The following is a 19,275-nucleotide window of genomic DNA, read 5'->3' as shown; positions in this document are numbered from 1 at the left end:
GACGGGAGCGTTACCGCTCCCGTTTTCTCTTTTCTTTAAGGCACAATCACGAAATCCGGATTGGCGACGGCAAACAGCGCCTCGCGATCCGCCGCCGGTGGGTAAATCCACTGCGTGTTGATCTCCTGCTTAATCTTTTTGCCTTCCTCACGGGTAAAGCGCACCTGGCGCTCCCAGCCTTCGGTATACAGCGCGCCCCAGGGGCCCAGATCCAGACAGGTTACATACTTCGGCTGGCTGTAAGGGTGCGTCGGCAAGCCCGTCAGTTCCGCCGCCGCATTGTGGCCGGCCACGCGCCCAAGGCTCAGCGCATGCTGGCAGGTCATCAGGTTGTGGTTACCGAGATCGTCGGTCGCCGCCTTCACCGTATCGCCGGTCACGAAAATGCCCGCCGCCGCCGGCGCGCGCAGGAAGGCGTCGCCGATCACCCGGCCGCTGCCGTCGCGCTCGCCGGGGATCTGTTCGGTCAGCGGGTGCGCCCGCACGCCCGCCGCCAGGATCACCGTGTTGGCGGCGATGCGCTCACCGTTCGACAGCATCACTCCCTCAGCGTCGATAGCCGAGACGCGCAGGCCGGCCCGCGCTTCCACGCCGCACTCCGCCAATGCCTGGCGTATCACCGCCCCCGGCTCCGCCCCCATCCCGGCACCCACTTCCGGCGCGGTATCGACGATCACCACGCGCACGTTCTCGTCTTTGCCCAGCGCATCGCGCAGCCGTTGCGGCATCTCCGCCGCGCTCTCCAGGCCGGTCAGCCCCGCCCCCACCACCAAGGCGGTGTTGCGCGCCGGCGTCGACGGTTTGGCCACCAGCGCTTTAATATGGGCATCCAGACGCTGCGCGCTTTCCAACGTATCGACGTTGAAGCCGTATTCGGCAAAGCCCGGCACCGCAGGCACGGACAGCCGGCTGCCGGTGGCCCACACCAAACGATCGTAGGCCAACTCAAGGGGTTCCCCCGTCGCCTGCGCCACCGTGAGCGTTTTAGCAGCGGCATCGATACGCTCTACCATCCCGGCCAGGTGGCGCACACCGACGACAGCGAGCTGCGCGGAAATGTCCGGGTTCATGTTTTCCAGCACGGCCTCATACAGGCGTGGCCGGATGGTAACGGTTGGCGTCGGTGAAACCATGAGCACCTCGATATCGTCATGCTTACCGGCAAGGGTAATGGCGCGCATGGCGGACACGGCGGCCCAAAAACCGGCAAAACCGGAACCGGCAATCACTATTTTCTGCGTCATGGGATGACTCCTTCATACAGGGTTAACCGGGCGACAAGGCTGCCCGCAGTTTTTTCGGATGAACGATGCCGTCCCGCTCCCGTAACAGGGTGCAGAAGGCCCGCCCGCCCCTTCCGAAGAGGCGGGAAAAAGTGTGTTTCGTTTTAAGGAAAGGCGGTGGTTAGGTCTTGGCGCGCGCCGTTTTGCCACTGCGCGCGGTGCGTTCCGTCATGCGCTCGTCGAGCCAGAGGTTGACCTCGCCGAAGAAGCCTTGCGGCGCTTTGCGGCCAAAACGGGCGGCGACGGCACCGAGAGTCTGCGCCGCCAGCGCATCGCGCATCGCCTTCTCCGCCTGCAGCATCACCGCATGGATAGCGCATTTGCCGGAGACCGCCCAATCCGGCGGGGAGTCATCGAACACCGCGCAGCGCCCGCGCACCTCCTGGCAATCGAACAGCGGCTTGTGCCCTTCGATGGCGTCGATGATCGCCAGAAAACTGATCTCATCCGCCGGGCGCGCCAGCCGGTAGCCGCCGCGCACCCCTTCGCTGGCGGCGACGATCCCCGCCTTTTCCAGCTTGGGGAAAATCTTGGCCAGAAAGCTGGGTGAGATCCCTTGCAGCTCGGCGAGTTCGCGGCTGCTGAGCGCCCGCTGGTTATCGCCGACCAGCCACAGCAGGCAGTGGATGCCATATTCAACGCTGGTTGTGATGTACGCCATATGTCCGTTTTCAACCGTCAATGAATCTTCAATAACGCAGACTATATGAGTCTGCGTTTATCTTGTCAATAAAACGCGGATCAACTTTGTCCGTGTTTTATTGACAATGCAGGCCACCGGCGACGCAGAAAACGCCCTTCGAAATGAAAAATAAAACTTTTTTGCCCGATTCGCGCCCGGCTAACGTTTCCTTGTTGCCAACGGCTGACTATGATGTGATGGGCACCGCCGCCGCGGTTTGTGAGCCGCCGCACTTTCACGCGGATTGCGCCGTGGGAATAAAGAACTCTTGTCTGCTGCTGACGTCTTAGAAATGATTATTTAAGGGAAACGCCTGACTATGACCAACCGGTTGACCAAAACCGCGTTAGCGGTGCTGCTGCTCGGCACGCTGAACGCCACCGCCCTGGCGCCAGCACAGGCGGAAAGCCAGGACCAGTTGCCGGATATGGGCACCTCCGCCGGCGGCACCCTGAGCATCGGACAAGAACTGGCGATGGGCGATTTTTACGTGCGCCAACTGCGCGCCAGCGCCCCGCTGATCAACGATCCGCTGCTAATCCAATACATCAATCAGCTGGGCAACCGGCTGGTGGCCAGCGCCTATTCGGTGCGCACGCCGTTCCATTTCTATCTGGTGCGCAACGACGAAATCAACGCCTTCGCCTTCTTCGGCGGCAACGTGGTGCTGCATTCCGCCCTGTTCCGCGTCAGCGACAACGAAAGCCAGCTGGCTTCGGTGCTAGCGCACGAAATCTCGCACGTCACCCAGCGCCACCTGGCGCGCGCCATGGAAGATCAGCAGCGCAACGCCCCGTTGACCTGGGTGGGCGCGCTTGGTTCCATCCTGCTGGCGATGGCCAACCCGACCATGGGCATGGCGGCGCTGAGCGGCACCATGGCCGGCACCCAGCAAGGCATGATCAGCTTTACCCAATCGAACGAACAGGAAGCCGATCGCATCGGCATTCAGGTGCTGCAGCGCGCCGGTTTCGATCCGGAAGCGATGCCCGACTTCCTGCAGAAACTCTCGGATCAGTCGCGCTACGCCTCCAAACCGCCGGAAATGCTGCTAACGCACCCGTTGCCGGACAGCCGCCTCTCCGACGCACGCAACCGCGCCAACCAGATGCCGAAACACATCGTGCAGTCCTCGCAGGATTACCTGATGGCCAAAGTGCGCGCACTGGGCATGTACAGTTCGGAAGGCTATGGCCTGAACGAAGAACTGCTCGGCTCGCTCAGCAAGGGCAACGTGCGCGAACAGGCGGCCGCCAAATACGGCCGCGCCATCCTGTTCTATGAAGCGAAAAAATACGACGACGCGCGCAATATCATTCAACCGATGCTGGCGCAGGATGCGAAAAACGTCTGGCTGATCGACCTGATGACCGACATCGATCTCGGCCAGAAACGCGCGCCGCAGGCCATCGCCCGCCTGCAGGCGGCCAACGCCGCCCAAAGCAACAATCCGGTGCTGCAGCTCAACCTGGCCAACGCCTATGTCGAAGGCAACCAGCCGGCGCAGGCGTCGAAGATCCTGAACCGCTACACCTTTGCCCATCCGGACGATCCGAACGGCTGGGATCTGCTGGCGCAGGCCAGCGCCGCACAAGGGCTGCGCGATGAAGAGCTGTCGGCCCGTGCCGAAAGCCTGGCGCTGAACGGCCGGCTCGATCAGGCCATCGGCCTGCTCAGCAATGCCAGCTCGCTGCAAAAACTCGGCAGCCTAAAACAGGCGCGCTACGATGCGCGAATCGACCAGCTGCGCCAACTGCAACAGCGCTTCCGCCAATACCAACGCAGCTGATTCAACAAGGAATGAACGCCATGAAAAACGTCACGATTTACCACAACCCGCGCTGCTCCAAGAGCCGTGAAACCCTGGCGCTGCTGGAACAGCACAGCGTCGATCCCAAGGTGGTGCTGTACCTCGAAACGCCCCCTACGGTTGATGAGCTGAAAAAGCTGTTGAAGGAACTGGGCTTCACATCCGCGCGCGAACTGATGCGCAAAAAAGAAGATCTGTACAAGGAATTGAAGCTAGCGGACGACAGCCTGAGCGAAGAGCAGCTGCTGGCGACGATGACGGCGAACCCGAAACTGATCGAACGCCCGATCGTGGTGAAAGGCAGCAAGGCGCGCATCGGCCGACCGCCGGAGCAGGTGCTGGAGATTTTGTAATCGTCCGGAAAGTCTGTTATTGAACCGCAAAATACCAATAGCCCTGAACAGGGCTATTTTTAATTGTTTGTTATATAAATACTTTTCATCATCCCAGTCTTCTTCTACTGCTATGCTGCGCAAACGCCAAATCTCTCGGTGAAACAGCCGTTGACAATCGTCAACACCCCACCTACCCTGAGCGCATCACTGGACGAGCGATGAAAAAACACCCAGACAAGCACATTCAGGCGGCATTAGCTTACGCCCTTTCTCAGGGTTGGTATTTTCGGCCCAGTAAGGGGCACGCATTTGGTCGGCTACATTGCGCCTTTGTCGGGCACCAAGAACATATGATGAGCATCTGGAGCACGCCAAAAAACCCAGAGGTACATGCCAAACAGATTCGGCGCAAGGTCGATCACTGCCTGGCGCTGTCGCAGAAAAATAACCGGAGAATCACCATGACGCTTTATCATTTCGCATTGACGCTGGGCGGGGTCACTGCCGATACCGCCGGGCTGGAGGATGCGCTGTATGCGGCGGGATGCGATGACGCGCTGATCTGTTTCTACGGTAAAGCCGTTTACCTGGAATTCGATCGAGAAAGCGATAACTTTGCGCACGCGATTTGCAGCGCCATCAGCGATATCGAGTCTGCAACTATTGGCGCCAAGGTGATATCGGTGGACTCCAGCCTGGTAGGGTTAAGCGATATTGCCGAGCTCACTGAACTGTCACGTCAGGCGATCGCCATGCTAAAAGACGGGACTCGCGGCCCCGGCGGCTTCCCTTCCCCCATTCAACGGCTCGGCGGAGCCTCACCGCTATGGCGCTGGGCTGACGTGGCGGCCTGGTTGGCACAGCAGGGGAAAATCGACCCACGGCTTGCAGACAATGCGCAGTGTCTGGAATACATCAATCTCGCTTTGCAACTGCGAAGCGATCGGCAACGCCAGCAGGTTGAGCATTATTGCACCCTGCTGGAACATGCAGAAAAACAGGCTTGATGGCTCGTTACAGCCCCAGGATCTCTTTAACGAACGGGATGGTCAGCTTGCGCTGGGCGGTGATCGAGGCGCGATCGAGCTGATCGAGAGTCATAAACAGCGTGCGCATCTCGCGATCCAGCCGTTTCAACAGGAAGCGGCCCACGTCTTCCGGCAGCTCGAAGCCGCGCAGTTTGCCGCGCAGCTGCAGCGCCAGCAGTTTCTCTTCGTCCGACAGTGGCTGCAGCTTGTAGATCTGCCCCCAGTCCAGGCGCGAAGCCAGATCCGGCAAACGCAGGTTCAGCTGACGCGGCGGGCGATCCCCGGTGATGAACAACCGGGTGCGGCCGGTTTCCAGGATGCGGTTGTAGAGGTTGAAGATCGCCATCTCCCACTCTTCGTCGCCGGCGATGCATTCGATATTGTCGATGCAGACCAGCGCCAGCTGCTCCATGCCGTCCAACACTTCAGGCACGAAGTAAGCGCGCTTGTCGAGCGGCACATAGCCCACCGCTTCGCCTTTCTGCGAAAGCTCGGCGCAGGCCGCATGCAGCAGATGGCTGCGCCCGCCGCCTTCACGCGACCAGAAATAGATATAGCTGCCATGTTCCTGACGGACGGCGGATTGGATCGCGGCTAATAGGGATGGGTTCTCGCCCGGATAAAAACTGGCGAAAGTTTCATCATCGGGAAGATAAAGTGGCAGTGAAAGCTGTGCCGGCGTATTCAGAGAAGCACCTCAACCAAAACTGGCAGAAAAACGTGGGCAGTTTAACACAGAAAACGGGCGCTGTTGAACCGGCAGGATCTTATGCCGCAATAGTGAACAATGCCTAAGCGCCGCTTGATCGGCGGCGGCACCCGTCGAGGCAAGAATTATCCGATATCATTCCCTAACTCCATGCCTGCGCAGGTTAAATTTGTAATTTAAGTAAAATCTGACCTAGTATAGGTAGGCTAAATGCAATCACCATCAACAAGGTTTCTGCAAGGATATAGACGATGAAAGTATGGAATAAAGTGCTGTTGGCCTCCTTTATCGGGTTGTTGGTTGCCGGCTGTGATGACTCGTCCAAGGTTGACGCCAACCTGGATAAAGCCAAAGACAGCGCCGAGCAGATGAAAGACGCCGCCCAGAAAAAAGCGGACGATCTGACGGACAAAGCGAAAGCGACGGCGGATGAAATCAAAAAAGAGGCCGCCACTCAGGCGGATCAGCTGAAAGACAAAGCTTCGGCGATTAAAGAAGACGCCGCCAAGCAGGCGGACGCCATCACCAACGACGCCAAGGCCAAAGCCGCCGCGATCAAAGACGACGCAGGTAAACAGAGCCAGCAGTTGGTGGATCAGGCCAAGGCCATCAAAAACGACGCCATCAACGGCGCCAACGATCTGACCGAGCAGGCCAAGGCGAAGACCGAAGCCATCAAGAACAGCGCCGAAAACAAAGCGCAAGAGTTGAAACAAGAGACCGATGCGGCGGTGAACGGCAATACTCAGCCGGCCACCCAGCAGTAAGCTATTCTCAGCCACCAAAGAAAGGAGCAGTAAATGGGGATTATTTCCTGGATTATCTTCGGCCTGATCGCCGGTATTTTGGCTAAGTGGATCATGCCCGGCAAAGACGGCGGCGGCTTTATTCTGACCGTCGTGCTGGGGATCATCGGCGCCGTGGTCGGCGGCTATATCAGCACCTTCTTCGGCTACGGCAAGGTTGACGGCTTCAACTTCGGCAGCTTCGTGGTGGCGGTTATCGGCGCCATCGTGGTGCTGTTCGTGTACCGCAAAATTCGCAGCTAAGGCGAATGCCATAAGTCAAAAGGGCAGCCCCTGGGCTGCCCTTTTCGTTACTTCTGCTCCGCCGATTCGTCCGGCGCGTCAAGCACCTCTTCTTCCTTGCGGAACAGGCTGATGACCTTGAACAGCAGGCTCAGACCGATCCCCACGATGGTCGCCAGCGCCATGCCTTTCAGCTCCGCCGCGCCGATGTGCACCTTGGCGCCGCTCACGCCGATGATCAGGATCACCGAGGTTAAAATCAGGTTCTGCGCTTTGTTGTAATCCACTTTGGATTCGATCAGCACGCGAATGCCCGAAGCGCCGATCACACCGTACAGCAGCAGGGAAACGCCGCCCATCACCGGCACCGGCACCGCCTGGATCGCCGCCGCCAGCTTACCGATGCAGGACAACAGGATCGCCAGCACCGCCGCGCCGCCGATCACCCAGGTGCTGTAGACCTTGGTGATGGCCATCACGCCGATGTTCTCGCCATAGGTGGTGTTCGGCGTGGAGCCGAAGAAGCCGGAGAACACCGTCGAGATGCCGTTTGCGAACATCGAGCGGTGCAGGCCCGGATCGCGGATCAGGTCTTTTTTCACGATGTTGGCGGTCACCACCAGGTGGCCGACGTGCTCGGCGATCACCACCAGCGCCGCCGGCAGAATGGTGAAGATGGCGAACCACTCAAAGCGCGGGGTGTAGAAGGTCGGCAGCGCGAACCAGTGCGCCTCGCGGATCGGGGTCAAATCCACCACGCCCATGAAGAACGACAGCGCATAGCCCACCAGCACGCCGATCAGGATCGGGATAATCGCCAGGAAGCCGCGGAACAGCACCGAACCGAGCACCGTGACCGCCAGCGTCACCAGCGAAATGGTGATGGTGGTCGAATCGGCGCTGGTGCCTTCCGCCGGCAGCAGCCCCGCCATGTTGGCCGCTACGCCCGCCAGCTCCAGCCCGATGACGGCGACGATCGCCCCCATCGCCGCCGGCGGGAACATCACGTCCAGCCAGCCGGTGCCGGCCTTTTTCACGATCAGCGCCACCAGGCAGAACAGCACGCCGCACATGATGAAACCGCCCAACGCCACTTCGTAACCGAGCGGCAACAGCAGCAGCACCGGCGAGATAAACGCGAAGCTGGAGCCGAGGTAGGCCGGGATCTTGCCTTTACAGATGAACAGATACAGCAGCGTGCCTATGCCGTTGAACAACAGCACGGTCGCCGGGTTGATCTTGAACAGGATAGGCACCAGCACGGTGGCGCCAAACATGGCGAACAGGTGCTGGAAGCTGAGCGGAATGGTCTGGAGCAGCGGCGGGCGCTCGCTGACGCCGATGGCGCGACGGGTCATGTGTGCTTTTCCTCGGTTTATTGGTTTTATAGGTTTTAGTCAAAAAAAAGCCGACTCGTTAAGTCGGCTCAAATGTTTACTTAGTACCAAATATCTTGTCGCCCGCATCGCCCAGGCCAGGCACGATGTAGCCCTTGTCGTTCAGACACTGATCGATGGAGGCGGTGTACAGCTCAACGTCCGGATGCGCTTTCTCCAGCGCGGCGATGCCTTCCGGCGCTGCGACCAGGACCAGCACCTTGATGCTGTGGCAGCCGGCTTTCTTCAGCAGATCGATAGTGGCGATCATCGAACCGCCGGTGGCCAGCATCGGGTCGACGACCAGCGCCATGCGCTCTTCGATGTTGGAAACCAGCTTCTGGAAGTACGGCACCGGCTCCAGGGTTTCTTCGTCGCGGTATACGCCCACCACGCTGATGCGCGCGCTCGGCACGTGCTCCAGCACCCCTTCCATCATGCCCAGACCTGCGCGCAGGATTGGCACTACGGTAATCTTTTTCCCTTTGATCTGATCCACTTCAACTGGCCCGCACCAGCCTTCGATGGTGACTTTTTCCGTCTCCAGATCGGCGGTCGCTTCATAGGTCAGTAAACTACCCACTTCTGAGGCCAGCTCACGGAAGCGTTTGGTGCTGATGTCATTTTCACGCATCAGGCCAAGCTTGTGTTTTACCAGCGGGTGTTTCACCTCAACGATCTTCATCATTTTTCTCCTATTAAGGTGGTTGCGGCCAAAAAAATCGCGGGATTATACCTCCTTTTTTTCGCCGCGCCACCCACAATAGCCCGATCGGGATCAACAAAAGTTTGAATATCAGTATAGATGACGAAAAAGCGGAGCCGGTTCACAAGCCGCTCGCAAACGTTTGCCTGCGCTGTTAGAATTGCCGCGCCTTATTCCGGAATCAACATCGGAAGCACAGTTTTCAAACCGCAAATCGTCGTGGGGAATCGCGCAGTGACCGACAAAACCTCTCTCAGCTATAAAGACGCAGGTGTCGATATCGATGCAGGCAACGCATTGGTAGATCGCATCAAAGGTGTAGTTAAACAGACCCGTCGCCCGGAAGTGATGGGCGGTCTGGGCGGGTTTGGCGCCCTGTGTGCGTTGCCGCAGAAATACCGCGAGCCGGTGCTGGTTTCCGGTACCGACGGCGTGGGCACCAAGCTGCGTCTGGCGATGGATCTGAAACGCCACGACACCATCGGCATCGATCTGGTGGCGATGTGCGTCAACGATCTGGTGGTTCAGGGCGCCGAGCCACTGTTCTTCCTCGACTACTACGCGACCGGCAAGCTGGACGTGGACACCGCGGCCAGCGTGATCACCGGCATCGCCGAGGGCTGCAAACAGTCCGGCTGTGCGCTGGTGGGCGGCGAAACCGCTGAAATGCCGGGCATGTACCACGGCGAAGACTACGACGTGGCCGGTTTCTGCGTCGGCGTGGTCGAAAAATCCGAGATCATCGACGGCAGCAAAGTGCAGTCCGGCGACGCGCTGATCGCCCTGGGCGCTTCCGGCCCACACTCCAACGGCTACTCGCTGGTGCGCAAAATCCTGGAAGTGAGCAACACCGATCCGACCGCCACTCAGCTGGAAGGCAAACCGCTGGCCGACCACCTGCTGGCGCCGACCAAGATTTACGTGAAGTCCGTGCTGGAGCTGATCGAGAAGGCGGACGTACACGCCATCGCTCACCTCACCGGCGGCGGCTTCTGGGAAAATATTCCACGCGTGCTGCCGGAAGGCATGCAGGCGGTGATCGACGAAGCCAGCTGGCAGTGGCCGGCGGTGTTCACCTGGCTGCAGCAGGCCGGTAACGTCAGCCGTCATGAAATGTATCGCACCTTCAACTGCGGCGTAGGCATGGTCATCGCCCTGCCGGAAGCCGAAGTGGAAGCGGCCATCGCGCTGCTGACCGCGGCAGGTGAAAAAGCGTGGAAAATCGGTAAACTGACCGCCTCTTCCGACGAACAACAAGTGGTCATCAACTGATGAAAAAGATCGTGGTGTTGGTCTCCGGCCAGGGGAGCAATCTCCAGGCGCTGATTGACGCCTGCCAGCAGGGCCGCATCGCCGCCGAAATCGTGGCGGTGTTCAGCAACAAGGCGCAGGCTTATGGCCTGCAACGCGCCGAAGCGGCGGGCATCGCCGCCCAAGCGCTGGATGCCAAGGCCTACGCCGATCGCACGGCGTTCGACGCCGCGTTGGCGGACGCCATCGACCAGCACCAGCCCGATCTGGTGGTGCTGGCCGGCTACATGCGCATCCTCAGCCCGCAGTTCGTGCAGCGTTATGCCGGCCGCATGCTGAACATCCACCCTTCCCTGCTGCCGAAATACCCGGGTCTGCATACCCACCGTCAGGCCATCGACAACGGCGACAGCGAACACGGCACCTCGGTGCACTTCGTGACCGAACAGCTCGACGGCGGCCCGGTGATTTTACAGGCCAAGGTGCCGATTTTCGCTGACGACGAAGAGGATGACGTGGTTGAACGGGTGCAAACCCAAGAACACACGATCTATCCGCTGGTGGTGAGCTGGTTCGTCGACGGTCGCCTGGCGATGCGCGATGGCGCCGCCTGGCTGGACGGCGAACGCCTGCCTGAGCAGGGTCACGCCGCCGACTGATGCGCGCAGCTTGAACCTTGCCTAAACGGCGCCCACGCGGCGCCGTTTTTTTTCGCCTTCATCCATTCTGTGAAGTTATACTTTGCACAATTTCACGGCACAGAGGAGCCCACATGTCCAGCACTGCCAGCGTCAGGTTACGCCCATTGGAACGGGACGATCTGTCGTTCGTCCACCAGATGGACAACAACGCCAGCGTCATGCGCTATTGGTTTGAAGAACCCTACGAAGCCTTTGTCGAGCTTTCCGATCTCTACGACAAACACATCCACGATCAGAGCGAGCGCCGCTTTATCATCGAGCACGAAGGCGCCAAGGTCGGCCTGGTAGAGCTGGTGGAGATCGATCACATCCACCGCCGCGCTGAGTTCCAGATCATCATCGATCCTGCCCACCAGGGCAAAGGCTACGCCAGCACCGCCGCCCGTCTGGCGATGGACTACGGTTTCTCGGTGCTGAACCTGTACAAGCTGTACCTGATCGTCGATAAGGAGAACCCGAAGGCGATCCACATCTACAGCAAGCTGGGCTTCAACGTGGAAGGCGAACTGATCGACGAGTTCTTCGTCAACGGCGAATACCGCACCGTGCTGCGCATGTGCATCTTCCAGCCGCAATACCTGGCGAAGTTCAAAACGCCCAATGATAAGCCGCTGGTGAAGTGACAATTTGCGAGAAAAAAGAGAAAACCCGCCCAGGCGGGTTTTTTATTGGGAAATAAGCGGCTAGTATTAAGGCATATTATTTTATCGTCAGGAAATAGCCTGATGAATACGAAAATAAATAATATTTCCCGAGATAATTAATCGAACAATAATTAATAGTAAGAATTACCCTCTGCCTCTACAAAGGAAAAATGCCATGACGACCGTCTCAAACCTGCTGCTTTTTATCGGCCTGGCGATGCTCGCCATCGCCGCCGGCCTGAATACCTATAGCGGCTACGCCTCCGCAGATCCCAATAGCACCCCGCTGTTTTCCTCACTCTGGTGGACGCGTTGGTTCCCGCTCTATGCCTCAGGGGCTGCGTTGCTGCTGGTGGGGGTAGTGTTGCGGGTTTCGGGGCGGGGACGTTAAAAACAGAAAACGGCTCCGAAGAGCCGTTTCCATACGTGGGTCAACAGCCTTCATAAACGGTATCAGGTGCCTATTTTATGATGCATAGCATGTTGCGGAAATATGGGGTTAATCCATGTCCTAACTTATTGCCTTGATAATATTCTGCACGATAGGTTTGACAGCTGCTGTCAATTTTTCATTGTCAATAGTGAAGATTAAAAGCTCAATGTCGCTTTCCGCATCAAGTAGCATCTGTCGTAACCATTTTTCCTCTATCGCTACAATACTGTCACCTGCGTTATTTATTTCTGATTGAATTTCAGCCACAGGTAGTTTTCCTTCTAAAAAGGCCACACAGGAAAAACTAAGCTTTTTAATTACATCGGGATAAATCCACCCACTCATTTTTCACTCCTGCGAAGGATTGTGATTATTATGTTACCATGGTTTTCAGTAACCACACCAATGTCACCAGCCCGATAAATTGTCCTTTGAATATCATTAGATATGCTTGTTTCAGTAACACCTATTTTAATTACATACTCAACTATATTGGACGAAACGGTTTTTCCAGGTCCAATGGTTCCTGCCGAGGAGCCTTAGCTTGTTGCTTACATTCGGTCAACAGCATGTTGAGAGTAAAGACGATCACCTATACGTGCATATTGATGTCCATCAACTGTTTTTATCGAGAACCTGACCGTTATCCGCAATCAAATTAGCTCCCTCGGCCTGAACCTGGCTGCCGATGTTCGCCAGCAGCGCATTGGTCAGGTTGTCTTTGAAGCTGCCGCCGTTGATGGTGGTGTTGAGGCTCGAGCTGATGACCGACTGGCCGGCCACGCGCTGCGCAATCTTGCTCCAGTAGCCATTGCTCAGCTGCGGCAGTTTGACGTTGTTCGGGTTAAGCGGTTTGCCCGCCGCGCCTATCGGCGTTTGTATGGCATACAAAATCAAGAGAAAACGGCTCCGAGGAGCCATTTCTGTGTGCAGATCAAGTCCAATCTTCATAGCCGCTGTCATGGATCCAGACGATACCGCCGGGGCATTCCTCTGTCAGAAACCAGAATCCGTCGAAGGCTTCGCATGTGGAGTCCTCATCGAAACTTTATTTCAATTCTCTTTTTAACCTTTCCTTGCAGAACCTCTAGACTTTCGTTACCAATAATATCAACAATCCAACGAGCGGTACTTTTCGCGGAGTTAGCTTGGGCAACTAGAGGGATTAATGGAACCTATTAATCCCCTACTAGCTGCCGCAGGGTTCCAACCTCGCAGGGCTGCCGGCCCCCTTACCGATGGGTATCCTTTTTAACTGCAGCAGGCACCTCCAAGCACGTTGCGCATAAAATCTAAAAATAATCTTCTTGTTTCCTTTGCTTTCCTGTTGGCACTACCTCGTCAATATCAAAGGATAAAAGGAAACTTTCTTCATAGAGTTTAATTGTATAGGCGTATATTACGCCGTTCTCTTCGCTGATTCCCATAACGCCACCTTTCTTTCCTAAATATTTTGCATTTCGGTCGTTACGTGGATTGGAAATTTCAACTTCTTGATAAAATTCTATTTTTGTAGTCATTTGTGCGTGATTTTCCCGTCAAGCGATACATTCAAGTGCTTACCATCTCGGCTCGCCCACCCCAACTGAGCTTTCCCAGTTGGTGAAAGTTGGACGTCCCACTCAAACTCTTGGCCTTTCGTTCTTGATGGACCTTTGGTCCATTCATTACCAAATTTATCTATATATCCTTTGTTTGGGCCTCTGGGTAATGGGTTTGTTGGTTTGTAATTAGAGTCGGGTACGAATCTAATTTTCCCTTCATTAGGTAACTGAACATGCTTCATTCGACCCTTAATCGACCAGACCTGTCCGGAACTCAATGTCCCATAAGGGTTGAAAAAAGGCTCATCTACATAAGCTAATGGGCCTTTTAACGCAGCTTTTTCCGATGCTTTAATGGCATTAGTTGTGATCTTGACGCCCAACTTACCTGCGCCGGCGACCCCTGCAAACAGCCCCAGCCCGGCCATCGTCAGTTTACCAAACTCCAGCCCAGCACCGTAAGCCCCGTCGATGCCTGCGTGTTCATACTTCGTCTTGAACGCCTCGACCCGCCCCAGGTATTCCTGTTTCACACTCTCGCCAATAATCGAGAAGCGTTCATCGTTCTTTATCAGAGCTATTAATGCATCCGCTGCCTCGCGTGGGTTGCTGGCCACGGCGACTAAACCATCCACCGTATCGCTGATTTCAACCGGGATGCCGGAGACTACACCCGCCGCAAAGGCGCCATCCTGCGTATGGCTCGTTATTCCCCAACTAGCCAACACCAACGCTTTATCCAGCGGCGATTTCGCGGCCGCCAAATCTTTCTCCATCAATTCTTGCTGTTTGTGGCTGAGATAGTTGTATCGGAACGCATTCTCACCACCGGTGGCACCGCTGTAAGCACCATCAGACTTGCCGGTGAAGACTGCGCCTGCGGCTGCGCCCAGCACTCGTGCCATCTGCGCCTGCTGTTCCGATTTCTTCTGCCACTCCTCCGGCTTGATGATATTGTCGCCCAATATCACCCCGGCCAGCTCCGCCGCCAGCGCCCCGGCCGCCGCGCCTTTGGCATTGCCCTTGCCGATTTCTGCGGCCACGCCCGCCAGAACGGCATGGCTTACGGCCCGGCCCGGTATATCGAGAACCTGACCGTTATCCCCAATCAGGTTGGCGCCCTCGGCCTGAACCTGACTGCCGATGTTCGCCAGCAGCGCATTGGTCAGGTTGTCTTTGAAACTGCCGCCATTAATGGCGGTATTCAGGCTGGAGCTGATGACCGACTGCCCGGCCACCCGCTGCGCCACCTTGCTCCAGTCACCGTTGCTCAGCTGCGGCAGTTTGACGTTGTTCGGGTTAAGCGGTTTGCCCGCCGCGTCCTTGCTCCAGCCCATCGCGCTGTCGAAGCCATTGAGCGCGCCGCCGATCGCCATCGCCGTGGCGGTCGCTTTGACGTTTTCATTTCGGCCCAACGCCTGCAGGGTTTTCGACAGGTTGCCCTGATTCTCCACCAGCGCCACCGCCGCCTGAGAGGCCAAAGAAGACATACCAGCGGTGACTGCGCCGCTGGTTATCGCCCCGCCGCCTACGGCGCCGGAAACACTGGAAGCCGCCGTAGCCGCCAATGAACTGCCCGCGGTCACCGCCGCGGCCGCAATGGCGATCACCGCCGCCACCGCCGGGTTCAAGTGCTGGCTCTTGTAATCCCAGCTGTCGTAAGCGTCTTTGACCTTGCTCCACTGCACGTCGTTGCGCTTGTTCAGATCTTTGACCCAGGTGGTGCCCGGCGTATTGCCCAGGGCATCGATGGCGCTTTGCAGCGCCTGCCCATTTTTCACCTTCACATCGGCGCTGACGCCCTTGGCGGCGTCTACGATCAAGGCGCCACCAGTATGAATGCTCGGCAGCACCCACTTATTGTCTTCGTAACCTTTATTGGCCTGCTTGATAAAGAAGCCTTTCGAATTGCTGACGGTCTGTTCGAAAGAGGTGTTTTTCACCGCGCGGAAGTTAACCTGGCCATGCGTGCTGGTCAGGCGCGCGTTTTGCCCGGCGGCGATTTTACTGGCTTCATAGGTGCTGTCGTCGCGGCTCATCAGCGTGATATTGCCGGCGGCGGTAAACTCGGTGACCTTGTTGGTCACGTCATGGCGGGTCTGCTTAACCTCGGTTTTCTTGCCCCACCATTTGCGTTTCTTCTCGGTTTTCTCGTAGTGGCTGGATTCCTCCATCGCCTGAGCGTAGAGATAGCCACCCTTGGCGGCGATATCCATATTGCCGGCGCGCATGGCTTCAGCCTGGTTGTGGGCGTCGACCTGAGCTTTTTGTTTGGCCTCGTCAATGCCTTTGCTTTGGGCTTCCTGGCGCGCAGCGGTCAGCTGGTTTTGTGCCTCGTTTTTTGTTTTGTTGCCTTGATTAATTCGCTGCTCTGCCTGCGTGACATCATTTCGAGCAGCAGCCAGACTACTTCTTGCAGCACTAAGTTCTCCTTCGCGCTGCGCTACGAATTTATCCCAACTCCCTACTTCAGCAGACCAACCACTGCCATATTCGTGAGGTGGGTTATTACGCATAAACTCATCCCGCCTTTCCTCAGCATCTCTGACGGCAGCCTCTGCTTGCTGAACGAACGAAATTCTTTGCGTAACAATATGTTCAGCATTTGTTTTTGCCTGCAGTGCCTGATTAATTTGCTGCTGCGTATTTCGAAGCTGCTGCTCGGCAATGGCTATCCGGCTCCCCCAATCCGTCACCGCCACCGGCGATTTCCAGTTCGCTCCTAATCCTTTAACCACCAGCTTGGTCGCCTGGAATAGAATGCTGCCGCCGGCAATCACCGTCATCAGGCCACCGGCATTCAGCTCGGTACCTTGCTGGGTACGGGTTTCGGTGAACTCGTTGCCGCTCTCGCGGTAAGTGTGGTTTTGCACCGCCTCGAAGCGCATATCGCCGCCGGAGGTCAACGTCATGTTGGCGCCGGAAGTCAGCCTGGCGCCGTAAGTCAGCAGTTGGTTATTCGCCGACGCGGTCAGGTTTTTCCCGGCGCTGAGGGTAGTGACCACATGGCGGTCGTCTTTGTTGTTGTCGTTAGCGGCATCAATGGCGGAATAGGCCAGGTTCGACAACCATAGATTCTGCCCGGCCAGCAGCGTGATATTACCGTTGGCGGAAAGCGCGCCGCCCTGGGTGCCTATGTCGCGGGCCGAGTTAATCAGTAAATTGCCGCCGGCGTGTACCCGGCTACCCAGTTCAGGCGTGCGGGAAGAGGGGAACAAGCGACTAAATTGCTCCCCCAATTCGCGATAGTTCAGATCGGCATTATGGCCGGCCAACAGCGTGACATCTTTACCTGCTTTAATGTGCGTCCCGCGCAACGCCAGATAACCGCCGCTGTTGAGCAGCACTGAACCACTGGCGTTCAACTGTCCGGCATTTAGCAGTTGGTTGAACTGCGTTTGTCGTTGTTCAGGAGATAAATTCTGCGCTAAACGATCGTTATTCAACGCCTCGTCATTTCTGACAATCGAAACAGTGCCGTTCGCCGTCATTGCAATATTTTGGCTTTGCGGCGCGAAGTGCGTGTTACGTAGATAAATACCTTGCCCGGCATTTAAGGTTAAGTCCCCGGCAGCATTCAATTGGCTCAGCCAGCGGGCACCATCGACGCCGAAATAGCGTGGGCTAGGTACAGTGTGCACTTTGACGTTGCCGTTGCGGCTGGTCAAAGTGACATGATGTCCCTTCAGATAGCTTTGACGGGCATCCAGCTCATTCACTGCTGCAACGTTCAGACTCTTGCCCGCAGTTAGCTCAGCACCGTCGGTGTAAAACACATCATCGGCAACCACAGTCAGGTCGTTACGCGCGTTTATTTTATCGGTACTGATAACACGTCCCGCATGCAGCACAATGTTGTGAGCTACCAGTGAGTCAGGCCGTCCCGAAGCCACCACCTCACTAAGCTGATTTCCCTCCGGCGTCGAAGTTTTAATTTCTATCTGATTTTTAAAATCCGCAACCAAATTGCCGCCCGCCAACATGGCTGAGGCCGGATAGCCAGAAGCCGACCAGCTCTTTTGCCCGCCTTTTCTGACATAAATGACATATTCCGGGATCGACGATTTCTGATCCTGCCATTTATGTCCCAGAACAACGTTAGGATTCGGCACCTTCGGTTCGAACAGTGCATAGTCGTTCATGTCCCCCGTCATTTCACTGCGCACGCCCAGATTATTACCAGTTAAAATCAGATCGTTAGTCGCTTTTATTGTGCTGACGTGGTTCCAAAGCTCCGACGCATTAATGTAGGCATTCTTCCCTGAAATGATTTCTGCGGGACGGCTGTCGGTCACTACGGTAAAACGCGCGCGTTCACTGTTAACCCAGGGCGTTTTTTTGAAATCGACGTGTCCCAACCAGGTGAAATTTTTATCTTCAAAGTCCGCCAAATAATCAAAAAATTGGTAATCGAATTGCCCCTCGTACACACCATCAGCCAACCAACGATCGATATCCTTGTTGTCCTTCGGCGCGTTGTTGGAGGAAATGGCGAACTGCTGGCGAACGTTGTTCAAACTCTCCGTGCGTATCACTAAATCGCCGCTGTTGGTCAGGATTTTCGCCGAACGGTTCTCGACGGATTTAGCCTTGTTGCCCTGAGCATCCTTTTGGATCCACATATTTTTATTGGCGTGCAACTTGGCGTTTTCCCCGGCGTTGCGGATATGGTCGCCGAAGATGCGCATATCGCCGCTGGTGCTGGTTTGCCCGTCATTCACCAGCGTCGTTGCTGCCAGCGTGGCGTTGCCGTCCGCCTGCACGACAGCACCCCGCGTAATGTGCAATCCCTTGGCGCTGACATTGAGGTCACCCTTGCTGTGCGTGGTGCCGTTAAGCACAAGGTTACCGTTAACGCTCAGCGTAATATCCCGCTGTTTGCTGGTGAGGTCTTTCAGGTTCACCCCCACCCCATCCTCGTTGGCCACCAGGCGGATTTTGTTGGCGTACATGCCGCCCAGCGCTTTGGTATCCACGGCCAGTTGGGGCTTAGCGCCTTCACCGGCGATCGGTTTGATGCTGCCGTCCTTGAAGCTGATGCGGTTGGCGCCCTGAGTCAGAGACAGATTTTGTGCATTGATTTTGCCGTTCAACTCGGTGGCGCGGCTGATGATATCGACATAGTCGGCGCCGCTGCCGTCCAGCCCTTTACCGCCGATGGTGACGCCGCCTTTTTTCACCTCAAGCGCTTCCAGCGCGCCCTGCTTGTCGAACTGCGGTTTGCCGGTGGTCAGCGTCACGCCCGGCGCGTTGATAAAGCCGCAGCCGTCGCAGGTGATGCCATTCGGGTTGGCGATCATCACGTTGGCCTTGTTGCCGAATACCTCGAGTTTACCCTGCAACTCGGAACGACTGCCGCCGATCACCTCATTGATGATCAACTCCGCCGGTTTTCCCTTCAGGTAGGTGTTGCCCTGCGCGCTGTAGATCTCCACGCCCAGCTGCGTTTTGCCGCCGTGCGTGGCGTTATTCAATACGGCACCCTGTGGCCCAACGTTGAAATCTTTATAGGTGTTGTGGGAGATGCCCGCACCGTTCGGCGTAGCGATATTCACCACCGGTACGTTGCCCGGCTTGATAACCACCTGCGTATTGCCGTTAGCGGCGGTAATGCCGGCGGCGAACGCCGGGTGCAACGGCTGGAAAGCCGTCAGGTAGATCAGCAAATAGCTGGCGCCCCGCGCCAGCGGATGATTGAGCTTATCCATATTCATTCCTTCGAAAGGATGTTGTTTTGAACGCCGA

The 19,275-nt window shown here is 56.8% G+C and carries 17 protein-coding genes and 3 pseudogenes; 10 read left to right on the top strand and 10 right to left on the bottom strand.

Features of this window, described 5'->3' with window-relative positions; genetic code table 11:
- Nucleotides 1-35: 35 nt before the first annotated feature.
- Both RE418_RS12745 and RE418_RS12740 read right to left on the bottom strand, forming a co-directional pair.
- Nucleotides 36-1,244, bottom strand: a complete 1,209-nt coding sequence (locus RE418_RS12745) for an NAD(P)/FAD-dependent oxidoreductase (protein WP_089181200.1) — start codon at nucleotides 1,242-1,244, stop codon at nucleotides 36-38.
- 160 nt (nucleotides 1,245-1,404) lie between these two features.
- A complete protein-coding gene (locus tag RE418_RS12740; RefSeq protein WP_025303838.1) occupies nucleotides 1,405-1,944 on the bottom strand; it encodes an Rrf2 family transcriptional regulator in 540 nt (179 codons plus the stop codon).
- Between the two features lie 340 nt (nucleotides 1,945-2,284).
- Between RE418_RS12740 and RE418_RS12735 the strand changes: the two genes are divergently transcribed.
- The 4 genes and pseudogenes from RE418_RS12735 to RE418_RS12720 all read left to right on the top strand — a co-directional run bounded on the left by RE418_RS12735 (nucleotide 2,285) and on the right by RE418_RS12720 (nucleotide 5,117).
- Entirely contained in the window at nucleotides 2,285-3,754 is a 1,470-nt protein-coding gene (locus RE418_RS12735; protein ID WP_025303839.1) for a M48 family metallopeptidase, read from the top strand.
- Nucleotides 3,755-3,774: 20 nt separating this feature from the next.
- Nucleotides 3,775-4,128: an arsenate reductase (glutaredoxin) gene (gene arsC, locus RE418_RS12730; RefSeq protein ID WP_089181201.1), complete on the top strand. Its 354-nt coding sequence runs from the start codon at nucleotides 3,775-3,777 to the stop codon at nucleotides 4,126-4,128.
- Nucleotides 4,129-4,328: 200 nt separating this feature from the next.
- Nucleotides 4,329-4,535 (top strand): annotated as a pseudogene (locus RE418_RS12725) (hypothetical protein); the annotation flags it as partial.
- Between the two features lie 36 nt (nucleotides 4,536-4,571).
- On the top strand, nucleotides 4,572-5,117 hold the full coding sequence (locus RE418_RS12720) for an AlpA family transcriptional regulator (RefSeq protein WP_025303842.1): 546 nt from the start codon (nucleotides 4,572-4,574) through the stop codon (nucleotides 5,115-5,117).
- A 7-nt stretch (nucleotides 5,118-5,124) separates the two neighbouring features.
- Here the strand turns inward: RE418_RS12720 and hda are convergent, their stop codons facing one another.
- Entirely contained in the window at nucleotides 5,125-5,826 is a 702-nt protein-coding gene (gene hda / locus RE418_RS12715) for a DnaA inactivator Hda (RefSeq protein WP_025159568.1), read from the bottom strand.
- Between the two features lie 272 nt (nucleotides 5,827-6,098).
- Between hda and RE418_RS12710 the strand changes: the two genes are divergently transcribed.
- Nucleotides 6,099-6,614: a hypothetical protein gene (locus RE418_RS12710; protein ID WP_016926729.1), complete on the top strand. Its 516-nt coding sequence runs from the start codon at nucleotides 6,099-6,101 to the stop codon at nucleotides 6,612-6,614.
- 33 nt (nucleotides 6,615-6,647) lie between these two features.
- Entirely contained in the window at nucleotides 6,648-6,896 is a 249-nt protein-coding gene (locus RE418_RS12705; protein ID WP_016926728.1) for a GlsB/YeaQ/YmgE family stress response membrane protein, read from the top strand.
- Between the two features lie 47 nt (nucleotides 6,897-6,943).
- Here the strand turns inward: RE418_RS12705 and uraA are convergent, their stop codons facing one another.
- Nucleotides 6,944-8,233: a uracil permease gene (gene uraA / locus RE418_RS12700; RefSeq protein ID WP_016926727.1), complete on the bottom strand. Its 1,290-nt coding sequence runs from the start codon at nucleotides 8,231-8,233 to the stop codon at nucleotides 6,944-6,946.
- 76 nt (nucleotides 8,234-8,309) lie between these two features.
- The gene (upp, locus tag RE418_RS12695) at nucleotides 8,310-8,936 is read right to left on the bottom strand and encodes a uracil phosphoribosyltransferase (RefSeq protein WP_004941642.1); all 627 of its coding nucleotides are present in this window, start codon (nucleotides 8,934-8,936) and stop codon (nucleotides 8,310-8,312) included.
- A 255-nt stretch (nucleotides 8,937-9,191) separates the two neighbouring features.
- Between upp and purM the strand changes: the two genes are divergently transcribed.
- From purM to RE418_RS12675, 4 genes are all read left to right on the top strand, one after another.
- Nucleotides 9,192-10,229, top strand: coding sequence for a phosphoribosylformylglycinamidine cyclo-ligase (gene purM / locus RE418_RS12690; RefSeq protein ID WP_025303843.1), 1,038 nt, complete (start codon nucleotides 9,192-9,194; stop codon nucleotides 10,227-10,229).
- On the top strand, nucleotides 10,229-10,867 hold the full coding sequence (purN, locus tag RE418_RS12685) for a phosphoribosylglycinamide formyltransferase (protein ID WP_021504400.1): 639 nt from the start codon (nucleotides 10,229-10,231) through the stop codon (nucleotides 10,865-10,867). The genes purM and purN overlap by 1 nt, the downstream gene beginning before the upstream one ends.
- Nucleotides 10,868-10,980: 113 nt before the next feature.
- Nucleotides 10,981-11,532, top strand: a complete 552-nt coding sequence (speG, locus tag RE418_RS12680) for a spermidine N1-acetyltransferase (RefSeq protein WP_004941631.1) — start codon at nucleotides 10,981-10,983, stop codon at nucleotides 11,530-11,532.
- 196 nt (nucleotides 11,533-11,728) lie between these two features.
- A complete protein-coding gene (locus RE418_RS12675; protein WP_043140451.1) occupies nucleotides 11,729-11,944 on the top strand; it encodes a hypothetical protein in 216 nt (71 codons plus the stop codon).
- Nucleotides 11,945-12,064: 120 nt separating this feature from the next.
- Here the strand turns inward: RE418_RS12675 and RE418_RS12670 are convergent, their stop codons facing one another.
- From RE418_RS12670 to RE418_RS12650, 5 genes and pseudogenes are all read right to left on the bottom strand, one after another.
- Nucleotides 12,065-12,331, bottom strand: a complete 267-nt coding sequence (locus tag RE418_RS12670) for a hypothetical protein (protein WP_060434423.1) — start codon at nucleotides 12,329-12,331, stop codon at nucleotides 12,065-12,067.
- A 285-nt stretch (nucleotides 12,332-12,616) separates the two neighbouring features.
- A pseudogene (locus tag RE418_RS12665) lies at nucleotides 12,617-12,850 on the bottom strand (DUF637 domain-containing protein); the annotation flags it as partial.
- 70 nt (nucleotides 12,851-12,920) lie between these two features.
- Nucleotides 12,921-13,010, bottom strand: a pseudogene (locus RE418_RS12660) (hypothetical protein); the annotation flags it as partial.
- A gap of 268 nt (nucleotides 13,011-13,278) precedes the next feature.
- Nucleotides 13,279-13,506 carry an Imm31 family immunity protein gene (locus tag RE418_RS12655; protein WP_060448088.1) on the bottom strand — a complete coding sequence of 76 codons (228 nt, stop codon included), beginning with the start codon at nucleotides 13,504-13,506 and terminating at the stop codon, nucleotides 13,279-13,281.
- A complete protein-coding gene (locus tag RE418_RS12650) occupies nucleotides 13,503-19,238 on the bottom strand; it encodes a DUF637 domain-containing protein (protein ID WP_213928383.1) in 5,736 nt (1,911 codons plus the stop codon). The genes RE418_RS12655 and RE418_RS12650 overlap by 4 nt, the downstream gene beginning before the upstream one ends.
- Nucleotides 19,239-19,275 lie beyond the last annotated feature (37 nt).

Origin of the sequence: Serratia sp. szju, assembly GCF_044594185.1 — a bacterium.
Lineage (GTDB): Bacteria > Pseudomonadota > Gammaproteobacteria > Enterobacterales > Enterobacteriaceae > Serratia > Serratia bockelmannii.
This window is presented reverse-complemented; position numbering and strand designations above follow the sequence as displayed.

Bases quoted from the DNA above. Each gene is read 5' to 3' on its own strand.
- RE418_RS12745 (WP_089181200.1), bottom strand. From the start codon at position 1,244: ATGACGCAGAAAATAGTGATTGCCGGTTCCGGTTTTGCCGGTTTTTGG.
- RE418_RS12740 (WP_025303838.1), bottom strand. From the start codon at position 1,944: ATGGCGTACATCACAACCAGCGTTGAATATGGCATCCACTGCCTGCTG.
- RE418_RS12735 (WP_025303839.1), top strand. From the start codon at position 2,285: ATGACCAACCGGTTGACCAAAACCGCGTTAGCGGTGCTGCTGCTCGGC.
- arsC (WP_089181201.1), top strand. From the start codon at position 3,775: ATGAAAAACGTCACGATTTACCACAACCCGCGCTGCTCCAAGAGCCGT.
- RE418_RS12720 (WP_025303842.1), top strand. From the start codon at position 4,572: ATGACGCTTTATCATTTCGCATTGACGCTGGGCGGGGTCACTGCCGAT.
- RE418_RS12710 (WP_016926729.1), top strand. From the start codon at position 6,099: ATGAAAGTATGGAATAAAGTGCTGTTGGCCTCCTTTATCGGGTTGTTG.
- RE418_RS12705 (WP_016926728.1), top strand. From the start codon at position 6,648: ATGGGGATTATTTCCTGGATTATCTTCGGCCTGATCGCCGGTATTTTG.
- uraA (WP_016926727.1), bottom strand. From the start codon at position 8,233: ATGACCCGTCGCGCCATCGGCGTCAGCGAGCGCCCGCCGCTGCTCCAG.
- upp (WP_004941642.1), bottom strand. From the start codon at position 8,936: ATGAAGATCGTTGAGGTGAAACACCCGCTGGTAAAACACAAGCTTGGC.
- purN (WP_021504400.1), top strand. From the start codon at position 10,229: ATGAAAAAGATCGTGGTGTTGGTCTCCGGCCAGGGGAGCAATCTCCAG.
- speG (WP_004941631.1), top strand. From the start codon at position 10,981: ATGTCCAGCACTGCCAGCGTCAGGTTACGCCCATTGGAACGGGACGAT.
- RE418_RS12675 (WP_043140451.1), top strand. From the start codon at position 11,729: ATGACGACCGTCTCAAACCTGCTGCTTTTTATCGGCCTGGCGATGCTC.
- RE418_RS12670 (WP_060434423.1), bottom strand. From the start codon at position 12,331: ATGAGTGGGTGGATTTATCCCGATGTAATTAAAAAGCTTAGTTTTTCC.
- RE418_RS12655 (WP_060448088.1), bottom strand. From the start codon at position 13,506: ATGACTACAAAAATAGAATTTTATCAAGAAGTTGAAATTTCCAATCCA.
- RE418_RS12650 (WP_213928383.1), bottom strand. From the start codon at position 19,238: ATGGATAAGCTCAATCATCCGCTGGCGCGGGGCGCCAGCTATTTGCTG.